The 17,329-nt window shown below is 63.2% G+C and carries 16 protein-coding genes; 7 read left to right on the forward strand and 9 right to left on the reverse strand.

The features are described 5' to 3' along the window. Nucleotides 1–259: 259 nt before the first annotated feature. Entirely contained in the window at nt 260–1,180 is a 921-nt protein-coding gene (locus JWR51_RS14255) for a cell wall hydrolase (protein ID WP_299748593.1), read from the reverse strand. Nucleotides 1,181–1,548: 368 nt separating this feature from the next. Next, on the reverse strand, nt 1,549–2,232 hold the full coding sequence (locus tag JWR51_RS14260; protein WP_299748596.1) for an HAD family phosphatase: 684 nt from the start codon (nt 2,230–2,232) through the stop codon (nt 1,549–1,551). A gap of 76 nt (nt 2,233–2,308) precedes the next feature. Here JWR51_RS14260 and JWR51_RS14265 point away from each other — a divergent pair, with 76 nt between their 5' ends. The 4 genes from JWR51_RS14265 to JWR51_RS14280 all read left to right on the forward strand — a co-directional run bounded on the left by JWR51_RS14265 (nt 2,309) and on the right by JWR51_RS14280 (nt 8,413). Then, complete coding sequence (locus tag JWR51_RS14265; RefSeq protein WP_299748599.1) at nt 2,309–3,736, forward strand: protein adenylyltransferase SelO; 1,428 nt, start codon at nt 2,309–2,311, stop codon at nt 3,734–3,736. 75 nt (nt 3,737–3,811) lie between these two features. Continuing rightward, on the forward strand, nt 3,812–4,585 hold the full coding sequence (locus JWR51_RS14270; protein ID WP_299748602.1) for a DeoR/GlpR family DNA-binding transcription regulator: 774 nt from the start codon (nt 3,812–3,814) through the stop codon (nt 4,583–4,585). Nucleotides 4,586–4,702: 117 nt separating this feature from the next. Beyond that, nucleotides 4,703–7,360, forward strand: a complete 2,658-nt coding sequence (locus tag JWR51_RS14275) for an EAL domain-containing protein (RefSeq protein ID WP_299748605.1) — start codon at nt 4,703–4,705, stop codon at nt 7,358–7,360. Nucleotides 7,361–7,369: 9 nt separating this feature from the next. Further along, the gene (locus tag JWR51_RS14280) at nt 7,370–8,413 is read left to right on the forward strand and encodes a Gfo/Idh/MocA family oxidoreductase (RefSeq protein WP_299748608.1); all 1,044 of its coding nucleotides are present in this window, start codon (nt 7,370–7,372) and stop codon (nt 8,411–8,413) included. Here JWR51_RS14280 and JWR51_RS14285 read toward each other — a convergent pair. From JWR51_RS14285 to JWR51_RS14305, 5 genes are all read right to left on the reverse strand, one after another. After that, nucleotides 8,410–9,243 carry a dipeptide ABC transporter ATP-binding protein gene (locus JWR51_RS14285; protein WP_299748612.1) on the reverse strand — a complete coding sequence of 278 codons (834 nt, stop codon included), beginning with the start codon at nt 9,241–9,243 and terminating at the stop codon, nt 8,410–8,412. The two genes, JWR51_RS14280 and JWR51_RS14285, sit on opposite strands and share 4 nt — an antisense overlap. Then, nucleotides 9,240–10,088 (reverse strand): ABC transporter ATP-binding protein, encoded by an 849-nt coding sequence (locus JWR51_RS14290; protein WP_299748615.1) that lies wholly within the window; start codon nt 10,086–10,088, stop codon nt 9,240–9,242. The genes JWR51_RS14285 and JWR51_RS14290 overlap by 4 nt, the downstream gene beginning before the upstream one ends. A 4-nt stretch (nt 10,089–10,092) precedes the next feature. Next, on the reverse strand, nt 10,093–10,989 hold the full coding sequence (locus JWR51_RS14295) for an ABC transporter permease subunit (RefSeq protein ID WP_299748619.1): 897 nt from the start codon (nt 10,987–10,989) through the stop codon (nt 10,093–10,095). A gap of 7 nt (nt 10,990–10,996) precedes the next feature. Beyond that, nucleotides 10,997–12,004, reverse strand: a complete 1,008-nt coding sequence (locus JWR51_RS14300; protein ID WP_299748622.1) for an ABC transporter permease subunit — start codon at nt 12,002–12,004, stop codon at nt 10,997–10,999. Between the two features lie 63 nt (nt 12,005–12,067). Then, a complete protein-coding gene (locus tag JWR51_RS14305) occupies nt 12,068–13,666 on the reverse strand; it encodes an ABC transporter substrate-binding protein (protein WP_299748625.1) in 1,599 nt (532 codons plus the stop codon). Between the two features lie 221 nt (nt 13,667–13,887). On the opposite strand from JWR51_RS14305, the gene JWR51_RS14310 reads away from it, so the two are divergent. From JWR51_RS14310 to JWR51_RS14320, 3 genes are read left to right on the forward strand one after another with little or no spacing between them, the layout of a single operon-like run. Further along, complete coding sequence (locus JWR51_RS14310) at nt 13,888–14,313, forward strand: VOC family protein (RefSeq protein WP_299749363.1); 426 nt, start codon at nt 13,888–13,890, stop codon at nt 14,311–14,313. Then, nucleotides 14,283–14,807, forward strand: coding sequence for a hypothetical protein (locus JWR51_RS14315; protein ID WP_299748628.1), 525 nt, complete (start codon nt 14,283–14,285; stop codon nt 14,805–14,807). Before JWR51_RS14310 ends, JWR51_RS14315 begins: the two co-directional genes overlap by 31 nt. A 1-nt stretch (nt 14,808) precedes the next feature. Beyond that, nucleotides 14,809–15,735 (forward strand): aldo/keto reductase, encoded by a 927-nt coding sequence (locus tag JWR51_RS14320; protein ID WP_299748631.1) that lies wholly within the window; start codon nt 14,809–14,811, stop codon nt 15,733–15,735. Between the two features lie 134 nt (nt 15,736–15,869). Here the strand turns inward: JWR51_RS14320 and JWR51_RS14325 are convergent, their stop codons facing one another. Beyond that, nucleotides 15,870–16,808, reverse strand: coding sequence for a Gfo/Idh/MocA family oxidoreductase (locus JWR51_RS14325; protein WP_299748633.1), 939 nt, complete (start codon nt 16,806–16,808; stop codon nt 15,870–15,872). A gap of 73 nt (nt 16,809–16,881) precedes the next feature. Next, nucleotides 16,882–17,235, reverse strand: coding sequence for a VOC family protein (locus JWR51_RS14330; protein WP_299748636.1), 354 nt, complete (start codon nt 17,233–17,235; stop codon nt 16,882–16,884). Nucleotides 17,236–17,329: the final 94 nt, after the last annotated feature.

The following is a 17,329-nucleotide window of genomic DNA, read 5'->3' on the forward strand; positions in this document are numbered from 1 at the left end:
GCCGTGGGGAGTTTGGTGGGAGGGGAATGCGGTCGCGCGATCCCTGGGCCAGCGCGACGTTCGTCATCCCACTCAAAGGATGGCCACGTTCGGGCGGCCAGAAACCCCATCGCATGCGGCGAGACGCGGTCTCGCTTACTAATATAACCCATGAGGCACGTCTCGCCGCATGCCGCAGTCTTTCAACCGCAGGTGCAAGCCATGCGTCGCTTCAACACGTCTATTTTCGAGGGAAACCGGGGCCAATGCCCCACCGCACTCAGTTCGGTGCGTAGAACAGGTGCGAGCCGATCTGGGCGACCTGCGTGTAGGTATTGGACCAGGACGGGTTGGACGAGCGGGTATGGTAGTACAGCACCGAGCGCGGCAGCGAGTCCATCTGCTGGCCGGTGGCGAATTCGGCATAGACGGCTTTGGCGATGGCCTTGGAGCGGTTCCAGGCATTGCGTTCGCCGGGGGTGTCATCCTTGCCGTCGCAGGCGAAGGTGAACTGGCAGCGATGATAGCCCTTGCTGGCATTCTGGTAGATCACGCCGCACAAAGTGGCGGGGAACTTGCCCGAGAGCGCGCGGTTGACGATGACATTGGCCACCGCATATTGGCCGGCTTCGCTCTCGCCGCGGGCTTCGTGATAGATCGCTTGTGCCAGGCAATCGCTTTCGGACTGGCCGGCGCCGGTCGCGGCCAGCGCCAGGTTGCGCTTCTTGACGCGCTCGGCCGTGGGCTCGAAACCAGCATCGATATAGCGCGCCAGAAAGGTCGGGTTCAGCGCCGGCTCGGCGGGCTTGGCCGGGGTGGTGAAGCTGGCAATGGCCGACAGCGCGCCATTATCGCCACCGAAGGAGGCGCGGGCGATATAGCCCATCAGCACGTCTTGCGTCAGCTCGGCCTGCGGTTCGGCGGCATCGACGTTGAAATCGTGCAGCGCCTTCTGGCGGGCAACGTAATTGGCCAGCAGTTCGGGCGTCAGCGCCTGTTCGCCCGGCGCCGGCGCCACCATGGCGGGCTGCGAGCGTACCTGCACCAGATCGGGCGGCAGTTGCACGGGCATTATATCGGCAACCTGGGTGGTTTCAGCGTGGGCGACGCCAAAGGTGATGGCGAGCACGAGCACAGCGGCACAGACGGCAAGCGCGCGCGAAGCGGCACGCGATGCGATGGTCAGCCCGGATTGCGTCAATGCCCCGTCCTTGCCCCTGAGCCGCGTCCGGTCGTATCCGGCGGGCCTTCTTGGTGGGTCCCTCATTGGAGACCCCGTCACTTCCCGGCTGCACCCTATCCAAGCTTTTGCCCGGAGGGAACCCAAAATTTACCGGTAATTAACCATACCGGTTAGTCTCTTAAGTTAGGGTTAACCGAGAGGGCGCCATCTGAAAACCCTTGCTGGGCAATGGTTTGCCGGGTGGAGAACAGGACTTTAAGGGGATCGCTAAAGGTTTACGCAGTTCCGGGCCGCCCGAGTCGCTTTTCCACCGCGTGTTGCGTGGCAGAAACGCAAACGCCCGGCACGAGGCCGGGCGAGTGGAAAAATCAGCGGTGAAAAGCGCGCTAGTGGGCGGGGAAAGCCGCGTGCCGGACGTGGTCGAGGCTCTCCATGATGGCGATGCCCAGGGCGCGGATTTCGTCGCTGGGATGCACCAGATCGGGCACCATGATGGTCTGCATGCCGGCGGCATGGGCTGCCCGCACGCCGGACGGGCTATCCTCCAGCGCCAGGCACACCAGCGGATCGACCCCCAGCCGTTCGGCTGCCAGGAGGTACGGTTCGGGATGCGGCTTGGGATTGATGACGTCGTCACGCGTCACGATGGTCTGGAACATATCGATCAGCCCGACGGCCGCCAAATGCGTCTGCGCATGGGGCGAGCGCGAGGACGTCGCCACCGCCATGGGAATATTGCGCTCGCGCAGTTCGACCAGCAGTTCGCGCGCCCCGGTCTTGACCGGCACGCCCTCATGAGTGCGTTCGCGCATGGTGATGCGGCAGCGCTCGTCGAACTGCGTATAGGGGAAGCTCACCCCATAGGCCTCCACCAGCAGCCGATTGGTGGTCTCGTGGCTGGAACCCACCATGGACATGTGGACCGCTTCGGTCATTTCGAAGCCGAGATCGGTGCAGACCTCGAAGACGATGGTCTTGAAGACGCTCTCGGTATCCAGAATGGTGCCATCCATGTCGAAGATGACGGCCTCGAAGGGGCGCAGGCGCAGTGTGTCGAAATCAGTTTTCATCTGTCCCGATATAGTGCCGATCACGCCGCTTCGCTAGCCGCCTGCGCGAAAGGCTGGGTTGCAGCCAGGCGCCACGATGACTAGCTTCCGCTCCATGGACTCATTCAAGCCAGCCCGCCAGCACGAAAGTCTGGGTGATGCGTTTTATGACCGCGTCGCCCCGGCCAACTTCCCCAAAACTATCCTGCGCCACCGCGACCAGCGCTGGGCCAGCCGCGTTGGGCTGGACGGATTGGACGAGGCGGAATGGCTGGCCCATTTCGGCCGCTTCGAACCCCTGCCCGGCTCGCTGGAAACCCCGCTGGCGCTGCGCTATCACGGCCACCAGTTTCGCACCTACAATCCCGACCTCGGCGATGGACGCGGGTTCCTGTTCGCGCAGGCCTATGACCTCAAGGACGGGCGGCTGCTGGATTTCGGCACCAAGGGCAGCGGGCGCACGCCGTGGTCACGGGGCGGCGACGGGCGGCTGACGCTCAAGGGCGGCGTGCGCGAGGTGTTGGCCACCGAGATGCTGGAAGCGCTGGGCGTCAACACCTCCAAGAGCTTTTCGCTCATCGAGACCGGCGAAGAACTGCAGCGCGGCGACGAGCCATCGCCGACCCGCTCATCGGTGCTGGTGCGGTTGAGCCATTCCCATATCCGCATCGGCACCTTCCAGCGGCTGGCGTATCTGGAGGAGCATGCGGCTATCCGGCAACTGCTCGACTACGCCATCGCGCAATATTATCCCCACCTCGCCGGCGAGGGCGATACTGCAGCCAGGTTCCTGGGGGCGGTGGTCGCGACCGTGGCGAAGACAGGCGCACAGTGGATCGCGGCGGGTTTTGTGCATGGGGTGCTCAACACCGACAATATCAACATCACTGGCGAGAGCTTCGATTACGGCCCGTGGCGGTTCCTGCCGGTTTACGACCCCAATTTCACCGCCGCCTATTTCGATGAAACCGGGCTCTATAGTTTTGGCCGGCAACCCGACACGCTGGCCTGGAATTTAACGCGGCTGGCCGAATGCCTGCTGCCGCTCTCCAGCATCGAAGCGCTGGAGCCGGCGCTGAATAAGATCTGGCCGATTTTCCGCGCCGAATTGCCCAAGGCCATGCTCCGGCGGCTGGGGCTCAAGCCGCGCGGCGAGGAGGCCGACAGCGCTTTCATCACAGCCCTGTTCGGCTTTCTGTCGGCCTCGCAGGCGCCCTATGAGCAATTCTTTTTCGACTGGCGCGGCGGCTCACAAAGCGTCGAGCGCGCGGCCCGGGGCCCGAGCGCGGCATTTTATGCCACCGAGGCCTTCGTGCCGATTGCCGATGCGATGGAGGGTTACGAGGCTACCGATGACGTCAATCTCAACCATGCCTATTTCGCCCGCAATACGCCGCGTACCATGCTGATCGAGGAGGTCGAGGCGATCTGGGCGCCGATTGCCGAACACGACGACTGGGGCGTGTTCCACGCCACCCTGGCCGAAATCGCGGAAATGCGCGAGGCCTATGGCGTGACGATCTGACTTCCGCAACGCCTTCCCTCAGGTTTCGCTTTGCCCTAATTTGCGCGTGAAACGAAAGGCAGGCCAGTGGCGGGATTGAGCGAGCGGCACCAGCGGATATTGGAGCTGGCACGGGTGCGCGACCGGGTAACGGTCGAGGGCCTCGCGGCCGAATTCGGCGTCTCGGTGCAGACGATCCGCAAGGATCTCAATACGCTGTGCGACAACCAGGTGCTCAAACGCGTCCATGGCGGGGCTGAGCTGCCATCGGGCATCGAGAACTTGCAATACGAAGCACGGCGGCTGATCGCGGCCGCCGAAAAGGACGCGATCGGGCGGGCGGCGGCGGCGCTGATCCCCAATGATGCGTCGGTGTTCATCAATATCGGCACCACAACTGAGGCCGTCAGCCAGGCGCTGCTCAACCATTCGGGCCTCATGGTGGTCACCAATAACATCAACGTCGCCAATCGCATGCGGATCTATCCGCAGTTCGAAGTGGTGATCGCCGGTGGCGTCGTGCGCGGCTCGGACGGCGGCATCGTGGGGGAGGCTGCGGCGGCGTTCTTCTCGCAGTTCAAGGTCGACTATGCGGTGATCGGGGCCTCGGCACTGGACCAGGACGGCGCCCTGCTCGACTATGACTACCGCGAGGTCAAGGTGGCGCAGGCCATCATCGCCAATGCGCGCCACGTCATCCTCGTCGCCGATGCCAGCAAGTTCGCCCGCACTGCGCCGGTGCGGATTGCGCGCATCGACCAGATCGGCACCTTCGTGACCGACCGTTGCCCGTCCGAGCGCTTCGCGGCCCTCTGTCGTGCTGCCGGGGTGGTGCTGGTGGAGACGGAGGGCCAAAGCCCCGCCAGCTAGCCGTTTGCATCCTGTTTACCACGCTGGCGAATGGGGCCACCGGTAAGCCAAATGGTAACCGTCGTTCCGTTAATTTGGCGGCAGGGCGGCCTTAGGGGCCAAGGGGCGGTCAGGCTGGTGGCGTTTTTAGCTTCGAAAGACGGACGACGCAGTTGGCTGCGCCCGACGCTGATCCCGGCTGCCATCGCCCTGGTGGTGATCGTGGCCGCGGGCTTCTTCGCGGACCGTCAAAACAACGTCATCAGCGAAGAGCGCAGCCGCAGCACCGTGCTGGATCAGGTCGCGGTGATCCGCGCCAAGCTCGAAGGCAATCTCAACGCCAATATCCAACTGGTGCGGGGCCTCGTCTCCACCATTTCCACCGAGCCGGATATGGACCAGGCGCGCTTTGCGGCCTTGGCCAGCAACCTATTCGAGGAACAGAGCCAGTTGCGCAGCCTCGCCGCCGCGCCGAACCTGGTGGTCAGGCTGATGTATCCGATGGCGGGCAATGCCCAGGCGGTCGGACTGGATTATCGCACCAATGATGCGCAGCGCGCCGCCGCGTTCCTGACGCGAGACAGCGGCAAGCTGGTGCTGGTGGGGCCGGTCGATCTGGTTCAGGGCGGCCGCGCCTTTATCGGCCGCTTCCCCGTCTATGTCGACGGCACCGACAAGCGGCAATTCTGGGGGATCGTGTCGGCGGTGGTGGATGTCGATCGGCTCTACGCCGATAGCGGCCTGCTCGATCCGAACCTGCCGCTCGATATCAGCATCACCGCCACCGATCCGGCGACCCACCTCAAAGACCGTTTCTTCGGTCCCGACCTGACCGGCACCGATCCGGTGACCGCCACCGTGCTGGTGCCCTCGGGCGGCTGGGAGATCGCCGCACAACCCAAGGGTGGCTGGGGTGATACGCCCAACGCGTGGATGTTGCGGCTGGGCATGGTGGTATCGGCGCTGCTGATCCTGTGGCCGATCGTGGTGACCGGCCGCATGGTGGGCGAGCGGCAACAGCATTTCCGCGTACTCAAGGACCGCGAGGCCGAACTCGAGCGGCTATCGCGGCGGCTGGGCCTGGCGCTGGACAGCTCCCAGGTCGGCGTCTGGGAGACCGATATCGCCACCGGTGACCTGGTCTGGGATGCGCGGATGAACGAACTCTATGGCCTGCCGGAGGATGGCGGGCTGCGCGACTACAATCATTGGCGCGATACCCTGCATCCCGACGACCTGGCCCAGGCCGAGGCCGACTTTGCCCTGGCCCTGCGCACCGGTAGCTATCGGTCGGAATTCCGCGTGGTGCACAAGGATGGTTCGAGCCGCAACATTCGTGCCATCGGAGCCGTCTATGTGGGCGCCGACGACGCCCCCAAAATCCTGGGCGTGAACTGGGACGTCACCGCCGACGTGGCGCTCAACGCCGATTTGAAACGCGCCAAGGAGCTGACCGAGGCGCGCAATCACGAGTTGGAACTGGCGCGGGTCCGCATCGAGCATAATGCCCTGCATGACAGCCTGACCGAACTGCCGAACCGGCGCTATCTCGACGAAGTGCTCAAGCGCCACGCCGCGACCGGCTACCTTGGCAGCGGCAGCATCGCGCTGCTGCATATCGATCTCGACCGCTTCAAGCAGATCAACGACACGCTGGGCCATGCGGCGGGCGACGCCATGCTGATCCACGCGGCACAGGTGCTGCAGCGCAATAGCCGGCCGGGCGATTTCGTGGCGCGTATTGGCGGCGATGAGTTCGTCGTGGTGTGCACGGCCAGCGACGGCGACAGCGAACTGGCGGCATTAGCTGACCGCATCGTGCAGCAGATGCGCCAGCCGGCGACCTATGAGGGCCACCAATGCCGCTTCGGCGTTAGCATCGGCATTGCGGTGGAACGCGGAGCCGAGCTCGACGTCAAGCGCCTGCTGATCAACGCCGATATCGCGCTCTATCGCGCCAAGGGCCGGGGCCGCAATCGCTTCGAATTCTTCAGCGCGGCGCTGCAGGCCGAGGTGGTCAAGACCAAGCGCGTGGCCGACGAGATTTTGAGCGGGCTGGAGCGCAACGAATTCGTGGCCTTCTACCAGCCGCAGTTCGACGCCCACACGCACGACATGGTGGGCGTCGAAGCCTTGGCGCGTTGGCAGCACCCGACCCTGGGCCTCAAATCGCCCGACGCCTTCCTCGCCATCGCCGAAGAGCTCAACGTGGTCGCCACCATCGACCGGCTGATTCTCGAACAATCGCTGGCCGATCTCGACCGCTGGGCGGCAGCTGGGCTCGATGTGCCGCGCGCCTCGGTCAACGTCTCGCTGCGCCGGCTGCACGACGAAGACCTGATCAAGGGGCTACGCCAACTCGATATCCAGCCGGGCCGGATTTCGTTCGAACTGGTGGAATCCATTTATCTCGATGAGAACGACGCCATCGTCGGCTGGAACATCGACCAGATCAAAGATCTGGGCATCGATATCGAAATCGACGATTTCGGCACCGGCTACGCGTCGATCGTCTCGCTGCAAAAGCTGCGACCCAAGCGCCTCAAGATCGACAAGCAATTGGTGGATCCCATCGTCGAGGAACCGGGGCAACGGCGCCTGCTGGCCTCGATCGTGGACATCGGCAAATCCATGGGCATCGAAGTGGTGGCCGAGGGCGTCGAGACCATGGAACAGGCGCGGCTGCTGCGCGAGCTTGGCTGCGACATCCTGCAGGGCTATGTGTTCGCCAAGCCGATGAGCGCCACGGACCTCGCCGCGTTCATCACCGAACAGCGCTGGCGCAAGGCGTCCTAGGATAGATCGATGACGAACCCAAAACGCCTCGGCCTCGGCATTGTGGGCGCCGGCATGGGGGCCAAGCCGCATGCGCTGGCGCTGCAGGCATTGACCGCCGAAATTGACGTGCGCGGCGTCTATCGGCGCAACGCGGCCGAGCTGCAGACGTTCTGCGACGCCTACGGCTTCCCGACCGCCGCCAGCTACGAGGCGCTGCTGGCTGACCCGGAAATCCAAGCCATATTGGTGCTGACGCCGCCCAATGCGCGCGAAGACATCGTCGCGGCGGCGGCGCAGGCCGGCAAGCATGTGCTGCTGGAAAAGCCTGTGGAACGCACCATCGCGGCCGCCGAACGCATCGTCGCGAGTTGCGCTGAGGCCGGGGTGACGCTGGGCGTAATCTTCCAGCACCGCTTCCGTGCGGCTTCAAAAGCGCTCGCCGCCAGCATCGCGGCCGATGCCTTCGGGCCATTGCGCGCGGTCCATCTAACGGTGCCGTGGTGGCGGCCGCAAACTGGATACTACGACCAGAAGGGGCGCGGCACACTGGCCCAGGACGGCGGTGGGGTCCTGATCACCCAGGCGATCCACTCGCTCGACCTGATGCTGAGCCTCTGCGGACCCATCACTGAAGTGACCGCCATGGCGGTGACGACTGGCTTGCACCAGATGGAAACCGAAGACTTCGTGTCAGCCGGTCTCTTGTTCGCCAATGGCGCCGTTGGCGCGCTGGTGGCGACGACGGCCAATTATCCCGGCGGGCCGGAAATGCTGGTGCTGAATTTCGACCGCGCCAGCGCGACCCTGACCGCCGGAGCCCTGACCATAAGCTGGATGGACGGCCGGATCGAAGAGATCGGCGAGCCCGGTGAGGGCGGCGGCGGGGCCGATCCAATGGCGTTTCCCTTCGCCTGGCACAAGGCGCAGATCGCCGATTTCGCGGAGGCGATCCGGGCCGGACGGCAGCCGCTGTCGACCGGCGTGAGCGCATTGCGCGTGCATCGACTGATCGACGCACTAATGGAATCGGCGCGACAGGGAACGAGAATTCGCCCGGCCGACGAAAGCTAGCCCGCCAAAGCGGCCTTCTTCGCCAGTCGGGCCTTGATGCTCTCGACATCGGCACGGGGCGTCGCGGCGAATAGCGAGCGGGTGTAGGTGTGCTGCGGATCGCCGAATACGGCGTCGCGGCTGCCGTGCTCGACCACGTCGCCGTAATACATCACCATGACTTCGTCGGCGATGTAGCGCACCACCGACAGGTCGTGACTGATGAACACATAGGTCAGGCCGAACTCGTCCTGCAGATCCTTGAGCAGGTTGAGGATCTGTGCCTGCACGCTGAGGTCGAGTGCGGACACGGGTTCATCCAGCACGAGGAAGCTGGGATTGAGCATCAGGGCCCTTGCGATGGCGATGCGCTGGCGCTGGCCACCCGAGAACATGTGCGGATAGCGGTTGAAGTGTTCTGGGGCGAGACCGACCTTGGCCAGCATGGCGCGGGCGCGGTCCTGCCGTTCCGACTTGGGCATGTCGGTATTGAGCAGCAGCGGCTCGGCCAGTACGTCGCCGATCTTCTGGCGCGGATTGAGCGATCCATAGGGGTTCTGGAACACGATCTGCACCTTCTGGCGCATCTCGCGGGTGACGCCGTGGGTGGCGTCGACGGGCTTGCCGTCGATCAGGATCTCGCCCGAGGTGGGTTGGTCGATCAGCGTGATCATGCGCGCCAGCGTGGACTTGCCGCAGCCGCTTTCGCCGACCACCGCGAGGGTCCGGCCCTTCTCCAGCGTGAAATTCACGCCCTTGACCGCATGGACGACCTTGGCCGGGCGAAACAGGCCGCCGGAGCCGTGATAGTCGCGCTTGAGGTCTTTGACTTGCAGGACTGGGACGCTCATTGGGCGGCTCCGGTTTCCGGATCGAAGGCAAAATCGGCGACGGTGGGCAGCCGGTTCCCCACGGCGTTTTCCGGCAGCGCCGACAGCAGCGCACGGGTGTAGCTGGAGGCTGGGTTTTCAAACAGGGTCAGCACATCGGCCTCCTCCATCTTGTGGCCTTTGTACTGCACGATCACCCGGTCGGCCGTCTCGGCGACGACGCCCATGTCATGGGTGATCATGATCAGCGCCATGCCGTATTGCACCTGCAAATTTACCAGCAGGTCGAGGATCTGCTTCTGGATAGTCACATCGAGCGCGGTTGTCGGCTCGTCGGCGATCAGCAGTTTCGGATTGCAGGCGATGGCCATGGCGATCATCACGCGCTGGCATTGCCCGCCGCTCATCTGGTGCGGAAACGCCCCGAGGCGCTGGGCGCCATCGGTGATGCCGACCAGGCGCAGCAGTTCGATGGCGCGCTGGCGGGCGGCATTGCCGCTCAGACCCATATGGCGGTTGAGCACTTCCTCGATCTGAAAGCCGACGGTGAAGCAGGGATTGAGACTCGCCACCGGCTCCTGGAAGATCATGGCGATATCCTTGCCAATGATCTGGCGACGCTCCTGGTCACTCATGGTGAGCAGGTCGCGCCCCTCGAACAGCATCTTGTCGGCGGTCACGGTGGCGCTGGAGGGCAGGAGGCCCATCACTGCCAGCATGGCAACCGACTTGCCCGAGCCGCTCTCGCCCACAATGGCCAGCACTTCGCGCGCATCGACCGAAACATCGATGCCGTCGACCGCCTTGAACAGGCCGATCGAGGTATCGAAGGCGACGGTGAGGTTCTTGATTTCAAGCAGGGGCATGGCCTCAGCTCCGCTTCAATTTTGGATCGAGCGCATCGCGCAGACCATCGCCGACCAGGTTGATGGCGAGCACGGTGATCAGGATGGCAAGGCCCGGGAAAGTCACGACCCAGGGTGCACGCAAGATGAATTCGCGGGCGGTGGCCAGCATGGTGCCCCATTCCGGCGTCGGCGGTTGTGCGCCCAGGCCCAGGAAGCCGAGCGCGGCTGCTTCCAGAATGGCGTTGGAGAAGCTCAGCGTCGCCTGAACGATCAGCGGACCCACGCAATTGGGCAGGATGGTGACCAGCATCAGGCGGATATGGCCGGCCCCCGCCACCTTGGCGGAGGTCACATATTCACGGCTCTTCTCTGCCATCACCGCAGCGCGGGTCAGGCGGGCGAAGTGCGGCTGTAGCACCACCGCGATGGCTAGCATGGCGTTGAACAGGCCCGGCCCCAGGATGGAGACCAGCACCAAAGCCAGCAGCAGCGACGGGAAGGCCAGGATGATATCCATGACGCGCATGATCAGCGCATCGACCCAGCCGCGGAAATAGCCGGCCAGAGCCCCCAGGATAATGCCGGAGAACAGCGACAGCACCACCACGACGAGGCCGATGAACAGTGAGTAACGCGAGCCGTGGATCAGGCGCGACAGCATATCGCGGCCCACCGGATCGGTGCCGAGGAGGAACGCGGCTTTGCCGCCGGCCTCCCAGACGGGGGGCGTGAGCAGGCTGTCGCGGAACTGCTGGTCGGGCGAATAGGGCGCAATCCAGGGGGCGAACAGCGCCACCACTACGAGCAGAACGAAGACCACGAGGCCGACGACGGCCCCCTTGTTCATGGCAAAGTAATGCCAGAATTCGCCCAGGGCGCTGGGCGGGCGGCGGGTAACGATGGTGCGGCTATCGGTCATTGTGGCCTCACTGCACACGAATGCGCGGATTGATGACCGCGTAGAGCACATCGACGATCAGGTTGACCGCCATGACGATGAGCGCGATCAGCAGCAGGCCCGATTGCACGACCACATAGTCGCGCTTGGAAATGGAATCGATCATCCACTTGCCGATGCCGGGCCAGGAGAAAATGGTTTCGGTCAGGATGGCGCCAGCCATCAGCGTGCCGACCTGCAGGCCAATGGTGGTGACCACCGGGATCAGCGCATTGCGGAAGGCATGCAGGCCCACGACACGGCGTGGCGACAGGCCCTTGGCGCGGGCGGTGCGCACATATTCCTCGCCCAGCACTTCGAGCATGGCCGAGCGCGTCTGGCGGGCGATGACCGCCAGCGGAATCGTGGCTAGCGCGATCGAGGGCAGGATCAGATAGCGCAAGGACGACACGAAGGCCGGCCAATTGCCATAGAGCAGGCTATCGATGGTCATGAAGCCCGTAATGGGCTTGAGGAAGAAATTGAGCGCGATGCGGCCGCTCACCGGGGTCCAGCCCAGGTAACCGGAAAAGAAGATGATCAGCAGCAAGCCCCACCAGAAGATTGGCATGGAATAGCCGGTGAGGGCGACGCCCATGGTGATCTGATCGAACCAGGAGCCGCGCTTGACAGCGGCGAAAATGCCGGCGGGAATACCCAGCGCCACCGCGATGATCATGGCGACCAGCGCCAGCTCGACCGTGGCCGGGAACAGGGTCAGGAATTCGGTCAGCACCGGACGCTTGGTGGCAACGGAAATGCCGAAATCGCCATGCAGCACGCCGCCGACATAATTGAAATATTGCTGCCAGATCGGCAGGTTGAAGCCGAACTGCTCCTTGAGGATTTCGTAGCGCTCGGGGGTGATGCCGTGTTGGCCGGCCATGGCCAGGATCGGGTCACCCGGTAGCAGCCGGATAAAGGCGAAAGCCGCAATGGTGATGCCGATCACCGTCGGTACGATCAGTGCCAGTTTTTGAAGAATGTATCGGAGCATGGGCCTGCCATGAAATGAGGGCGGCGCCGCGAAGGCGCCGCCCTGCTTGAACTGTGGCTTAGACTATTCGGTTACGTCGACATTGTCGAAGCGATGAATGCCCAGCGGGTCCATGGTGAAGCCGGAAACGCGCTTGTTCATGGGCATGAAGACCTTGGAGTGCGCCAGGGTCAGAGCCGGAGCCTGCTCCTTGAAGACTACCTGGGCCTGCTCGTACAGCTTGGTGCGCTCGGCCTGATCGGAGGTCTTCTTGGCATCCTGGATCAGCTTCTCGAAGTCGTCATTGCACCAGCTCGAATAGTTCGAGACGCCAATGGCCGAGCACGAGAACAGGGTGGCAAAGAAGTTATCCGGATCACCATTGTCGCCGGTCCAGCCGATCTGGAATGCGCCCGGACGATCCTTGGCCTTGCCGAGTTCGCGATATTCAGTCCACTCGTAGGTGACGATATTGGCCTTGACGCCAACAGCGGCCCAGTCGGCCTGGATCAGTTCGGCAACGCGCGCGGCGTTGGGATTGTAAGGACGGCTAACGGGCATGGCCCACAGGTCGATGGTCAGGTCCTTGACGCCGGCGGCTTCGAGCGCGGCCTTGGCGGCTGCGGGATCGTAGGCGTCGTCGACGATGTCCTTGTCATAGGACCACATGGTCGGCGGGATCAGGTTGACGGCAACCTGGCCGGCGCCCTGATAGACTGCGTCGATGATCGCGGGCTTGTTGATGGCCATGTTGAGGGCCTTGCGGACCGCCACATTGTCCATCGGCGCGATGGTGGTGTTGTAGGACAGGTAGCCGATATTGAGGCCTTCCTGTTCTGCGACAGTCAGGTTCGTGTCGGCCTGCAGGTCAGCGATGTCGGCAGGATTCGGATAATCCATGATGTCGCATTCGCCGGCCTTGAGCTTCTGCACGCGCACCGCGGGGTCCGTGGTGATGGCGAAGATCAGATCGTCGATGGCGACCTTGCCCTTCCAGTAGTCGGGGAAGGCAGCGTAGCGGATGACCGCATCGGTCTGGTAATCGACGAACTGGAACGGGCCAGTGCCGACCGGCTGGGAGGCCAGCAATTCCTTGGTGCCGGCAGCGTCGAGCTGATCGGCATATTCCTTGGACATGATGGACGCGAAGTCCATGCCCAGGTTCGCGATCATCGGGGCATTGGGCTCGTTGAGCGTCATCTTGACGGTCAGGTCATCGACCTTTTCGATCGACTTGAGGAACTTTGGCATGTCCATGCCCTGGAAATAGTCCCAGGAAATGCCCTCGAGGTAGTTGTAATAGGCGTTGTCTTCTTTCCACTGGCGCTCGAAGGAGAAGATCACGTCGTCGGCGTTGAAGTCGCGCGTCGGGGTGAAATACGAGGTGGTATGGAACTTGACGCCCGGACGCAGGTGGAACGTGTAGGTCAGGCCGTCTTCAGAGACGTCCCAGCTCTCAGCCAGGCCCGGCTCGACATCGGTGCCGCCATGCTTGAACTCGACGAGGCGGTTGTAGATGGTGCGCGAGGAGGCGTCGAAGTCGTTGCCGCCAGTGGTCGGACCTGGATCGAAATGAGCGGGCGAGGCTTCCGAGCAGAATACCAATTGTTTGGCCTGCGCGGCGCCAGCGCAGACGGCAAGCGTCGCGACAGCGAGCATCATGCCCTGCATCAGTTTTTTCATGATTGTTGTCTCCCGATAAGTTTTTTGCGCATCCGGTTAGCCGGCCGGAGCTTGGCGGCCAACAAAGCGTAGAATCTGTTTGGGCGCAATGGGGAGTTTGACCATTTGGTCAATCTCATGACGGGTGCAAGACCTTTGCGTGAAACCAGGCCCGATTGGACGATCTTTCCAAGAAGCGTTCGGCGCTTGACGCGGGTGGCGGCGCGGTGGCCAAATCGGGCATGACCCAGACCATTGCCACCATGACGCTCGTCGTCGCCGACTATGACGAAGCCATCGCGTTCTACACCCAAAAGCTGGGTTTTCGGCTGCATGCCGATACCGATCTGGGCAAGGGCAAGCGCTGGGTTGTGGTCGGACCGGACGGCCCCGGCGCTCGACTCCTGCTGGCACAGGCGGACGGGGAAAAACAGCGCGCAGCCGTCGGCAACCAGACTGGCGGGCGGGTGATGGGTTTTATCGAAACACAAGATTTTGTAGGCGATTTCGCCGCCATGACGGCGCGGGGCGTCAGCTTCATCGAGGCGCCACGGCACGAAGCCTATGGCAGCGTGGTGGTATTCGAGGACCTCTATGGCAATAAATGGGACCTGATCGAGCCCAAGGGGTTAGCAGAATGCGGGAAGCGATTATCGTCGCGGCGCTGATGCTGGCGGCGCCAGTGTGGGCGCAGGAGGCGGGCTGGCATTATTCGCCGCTGCCGGGCGAAGGCGACCGGGCGGCCCTGGGCTGCGCCAGCGGTTCGACGCCCGAAAACTACGCCTGCGTGGCGGTGCGCTGCGAAGATGATTTTGGCGTCGGGCTGCATCTTTATACCAGCCGTAGCGAGGGCGACGCCGGCGACTGGGTTGTGGATATCGACGAGGACGCCCACCCGGTTTCGGCGCAAACCGACACCGGGCCCTATGGCGCCAGAATCACTGGCGACGGAACGGCGCTCCGCGATGGCCTGGAGCAGGGCGCGGTGGCCTATCTGCAGCCCAAATCCGGCTCACCGCTGGAGCTGGCGGTGATCCCGCTGAGTGGGTCGCTGACCGCGATTAACAATGCCCTAGCCTATTGCGCGCCGCGCGTGCCCAAGGCCGTGGCCGAACCGAATGCCGATGCAGGCGTTGAACAACACAGTATCAAGGAGAACTAATATGGATCGTCGCCCGCTTGGACGCAGCGAACTCGTCACCGAACCCTGGGTTTTCGGGGGCAATATCTTTGGCTGGACGGTGGATCAGAATGCCGGTTTCCAGGTGCTCGACGCCTTTGTGGATGAAGGCTTCAACGCCATCGATACCGCCAATGTGTATGGCAAGGGCAAGTCCGAGACCATGATCGGGCAATGGATGAAGGAGCGCGGCAATCGCGAAAACCTGCTGATCTTCACCAAGGTCGGCGCGGACATGAGCGACACCGAAAAAGGCCTAAAGACCGCCTATATCAAGACCTCGATCGAAGACTCGCTGAAGCGCCTGCAGACCGACTATGTCGATCTCTACCAGAGCCACAAGCCGGACGACAGCACACCTTATGAGGAGACGCTGGAGGCCTATGACGTGCTGATCCGCTCGGGCAAAGTGCGGGTGATTGGCTCGTCCAACTTCTCGCCCAAGCAGATTCGCGACGCGCATGACACCGCGGTGGTCAAATCGCTGCCACGCTACGAGACCGAGCAGCCGCTCTATAATCTCTATGACCGCGAGGTGTTCGAGGGCGAATTGCAGGACCTGGCGGTCAAGGAGGAAATCGGCATCCTGCCGTTTTTTAGCCTCGCGGCGGGGTTCCTGACCGGCAAGTATCGCTCGGCCAAGGACTTCGACAAGAGCCCGCGCGGCGCGCGCATGGAGAAGTATCTCAACCCCAAGGGGTTCAGGATCCTCGACGCGCTGGACAAGATCAGCAAGGCCAATGACGCCACGCCGGCGGAAGTGGCGCTGGCGTGGCTCGTGGCACAGCCCGGCGTCAGCGCGCCGATCGCTTCGGCCACCTCGGTGGAACAGGTCAAGAGCCTGGCCAAGGGCGTGCGGCTGGCGCTGAGCGATGAGGATTTGGCTGAGCTGACGGCGGCAGGGAAGTAAGACCCCTCGCCCGCCCTTCGGGCACCCTCTCCCACGAGGGGAGAGGGGAGGCTCGGTATATGTGGCAGGAGTGGAGCTCCCCTTCTCCCTTGTGGGAGAAGGTGGCCCGCCAGCGCCGGATGAGGGGGCTTAGCCTACCACTCAAACGGCTCGGCGTTCACCCGCGCACCCAGCAGGAACGCGTCGGCGACCAGCCGCAGCGGGGCGGCGTGGACATCGCTTTCGTGATTGTCCAACAGCACGGCAAAACGCTCGTAGATACGCTCATATTCTTCGGACGGCGCCTCTACGATGATCTCGTCATTGACGCGCAGCACCGTGCCGCCTTTTTCCAGCTTGAGGCTGTCGCCCGCCACGGTCTCGAAAGCGATGGTCCAGATCTCGCCGCTCTCTTCGAGCCAGTTGAAGCCGGCGCTCATGGTGGGCTGGTGAATCTGGCCGGACTTGAACACGATCTCCACATCGACCGGAGTCTGTTTATTGACCGGGAAGGTCAGCTTCGAGCTTTGCACGAAGACCGGGAACGGCATGACCTTGGTGAAGATCGAGAGCGCGTTGATGCCCGGATCGCAGACGCCGAACCCGCCGGGCTCCCAGACCCAGTCCTGGCCCGGATGCCATTTGCGCACGCTTTCGCGCCAGTCGATGCGCACGGACTTGACCCCATCGGCGGCCAGGATATCGCGAGTGCGGTCGACCGCCAGATTGTACTGGCTGTGCCAGGTCTGGAACAGCACGCGGTCTAGGCTCTTGGCATAGGCCACAAGGTCATCGAGTTCGGAAATGGTAGTGGTGGGCGGCTTTTCCATCATCACGTCCTTGCCGGCGTCGAGCGCCTCGCGGACATATTGATGGCGAATGCCGGGCGGGGTGCAGATGGCGACCAGGTCAATCTCGGGCATGGCGGCATAAAGCTCGGCCGGGGTCTTGAACACCGGCTTGCCATTGTGGCCCAGGCCGCGCGTTGACACGGTGGCAGCGAGTTCGAAATCCTCAGATTTGTCGATCACCGGCAGATGCTGGTCCTGCGCGATCTTGCCCACGCCGATGACGGCGATCTTACGTTTGGCCATGACTTAGCTCCCCTCGGGTTTTGGCGGAGGATAGAGCAGATCGGGGGCGCGATTGGAAGCCAGTTTGCGCCGCTCAGTCCGCGGGCGGCTGCCACAGTTCGATCTGGTTGCCTTCGGGATCGGCAATGCGCGCGAAGCGCCCAGTCTCGGGCGTATCCCATTCGGCGCGGGTCTCGATGGCGATATCGGTGGCGGCCAGCTGGGCCATCAGCGCATCCAGATCATCGACGCGAAAATTGATCATCCATTGCTTGTGGATGGGGAAATAATCGGTATCTGCAAAAAAGGGCGCAAAGACCGTCATGCCGGCGTCCTGGCTCCAGTAATTGCCAATGCCGAGATGGATCTCGTACCAGGAGGCGAGCCCCTTGGGGTCGCGGGCGCGGAAGAAGACGCCGCCAATGCCGGTTGCCTTCGCCTTTGCCATCAATGCACCTCCCCTGTTTTGCAAGGCAGAGCAAAGCAGATCGAATGGGTGATGGGAAGCTAGCCCAGCAGTCGATTTGCCTCCCCACAAGGGA

Source organism: Devosia sp. (assembly GCF_028290625.1).
GTDB lineage: Bacteria > Pseudomonadota > Alphaproteobacteria > Rhizobiales > Devosiaceae > Devosia.

Bases quoted from the DNA above. Each gene is read 5' to 3' on its own strand.
- JWR51_RS14260 (WP_299748596.1), bottom strand. From the start codon at position 2,232: ATGAAAACTGATTTCGACACACTGCGCCTGCGCCCCTTCGAGGCCGTC.
- JWR51_RS14280 (WP_299748608.1), top strand. From the start codon at position 7,370: ATGACGAACCCAAAACGCCTCGGCCTCGGCATTGTGGGCGCCGGCATG.
- JWR51_RS14325 (WP_299748633.1), bottom strand. From the start codon at position 16,808: ATGGCCAAACGTAAGATCGCCGTCATCGGCGTGGGCAAGATCGCGCAG.
- JWR51_RS14265 (WP_299748599.1), top strand. From the start codon at position 2,309: ATGACTAGCTTCCGCTCCATGGACTCATTCAAGCCAGCCCGCCAGCAC.
- JWR51_RS14290 (WP_299748615.1), bottom strand. From the start codon at position 10,088: ATGCCCCTGCTTGAAATCAAGAACCTCACCGTCGCCTTCGATACCTCG.
- JWR51_RS14310 (WP_299749363.1), top strand. From the start codon at position 13,888: ATGACCCAGACCATTGCCACCATGACGCTCGTCGTCGCCGACTATGAC.
- JWR51_RS14305 (WP_299748625.1), bottom strand. From the start codon at position 13,666: ATGAAAAAACTGATGCAGGGCATGATGCTCGCTGTCGCGACGCTTGCC.
- JWR51_RS14330 (WP_299748636.1), bottom strand. From the start codon at position 17,235: ATGGCAAAGGCGAAGGCAACCGGCATTGGCGGCGTCTTCTTCCGCGCC.
- JWR51_RS14320 (WP_299748631.1), top strand. From the start codon at position 14,809: ATGGATCGTCGCCCGCTTGGACGCAGCGAACTCGTCACCGAACCCTGG.
- JWR51_RS14295 (WP_299748619.1), bottom strand. From the start codon at position 10,989: ATGACCGATAGCCGCACCATCGTTACCCGCCGCCCGCCCAGCGCCCTG.
- JWR51_RS14300 (WP_299748622.1), bottom strand. From the start codon at position 12,004: ATGCTCCGATACATTCTTCAAAAACTGGCACTGATCGTACCGACGGTG.
- JWR51_RS14285 (WP_299748612.1), bottom strand. From the start codon at position 9,243: ATGAGCGTCCCAGTCCTGCAAGTCAAAGACCTCAAGCGCGACTATCAC.
- JWR51_RS14315 (WP_299748628.1), top strand. From the start codon at position 14,283: ATGCGGGAAGCGATTATCGTCGCGGCGCTGATGCTGGCGGCGCCAGTG.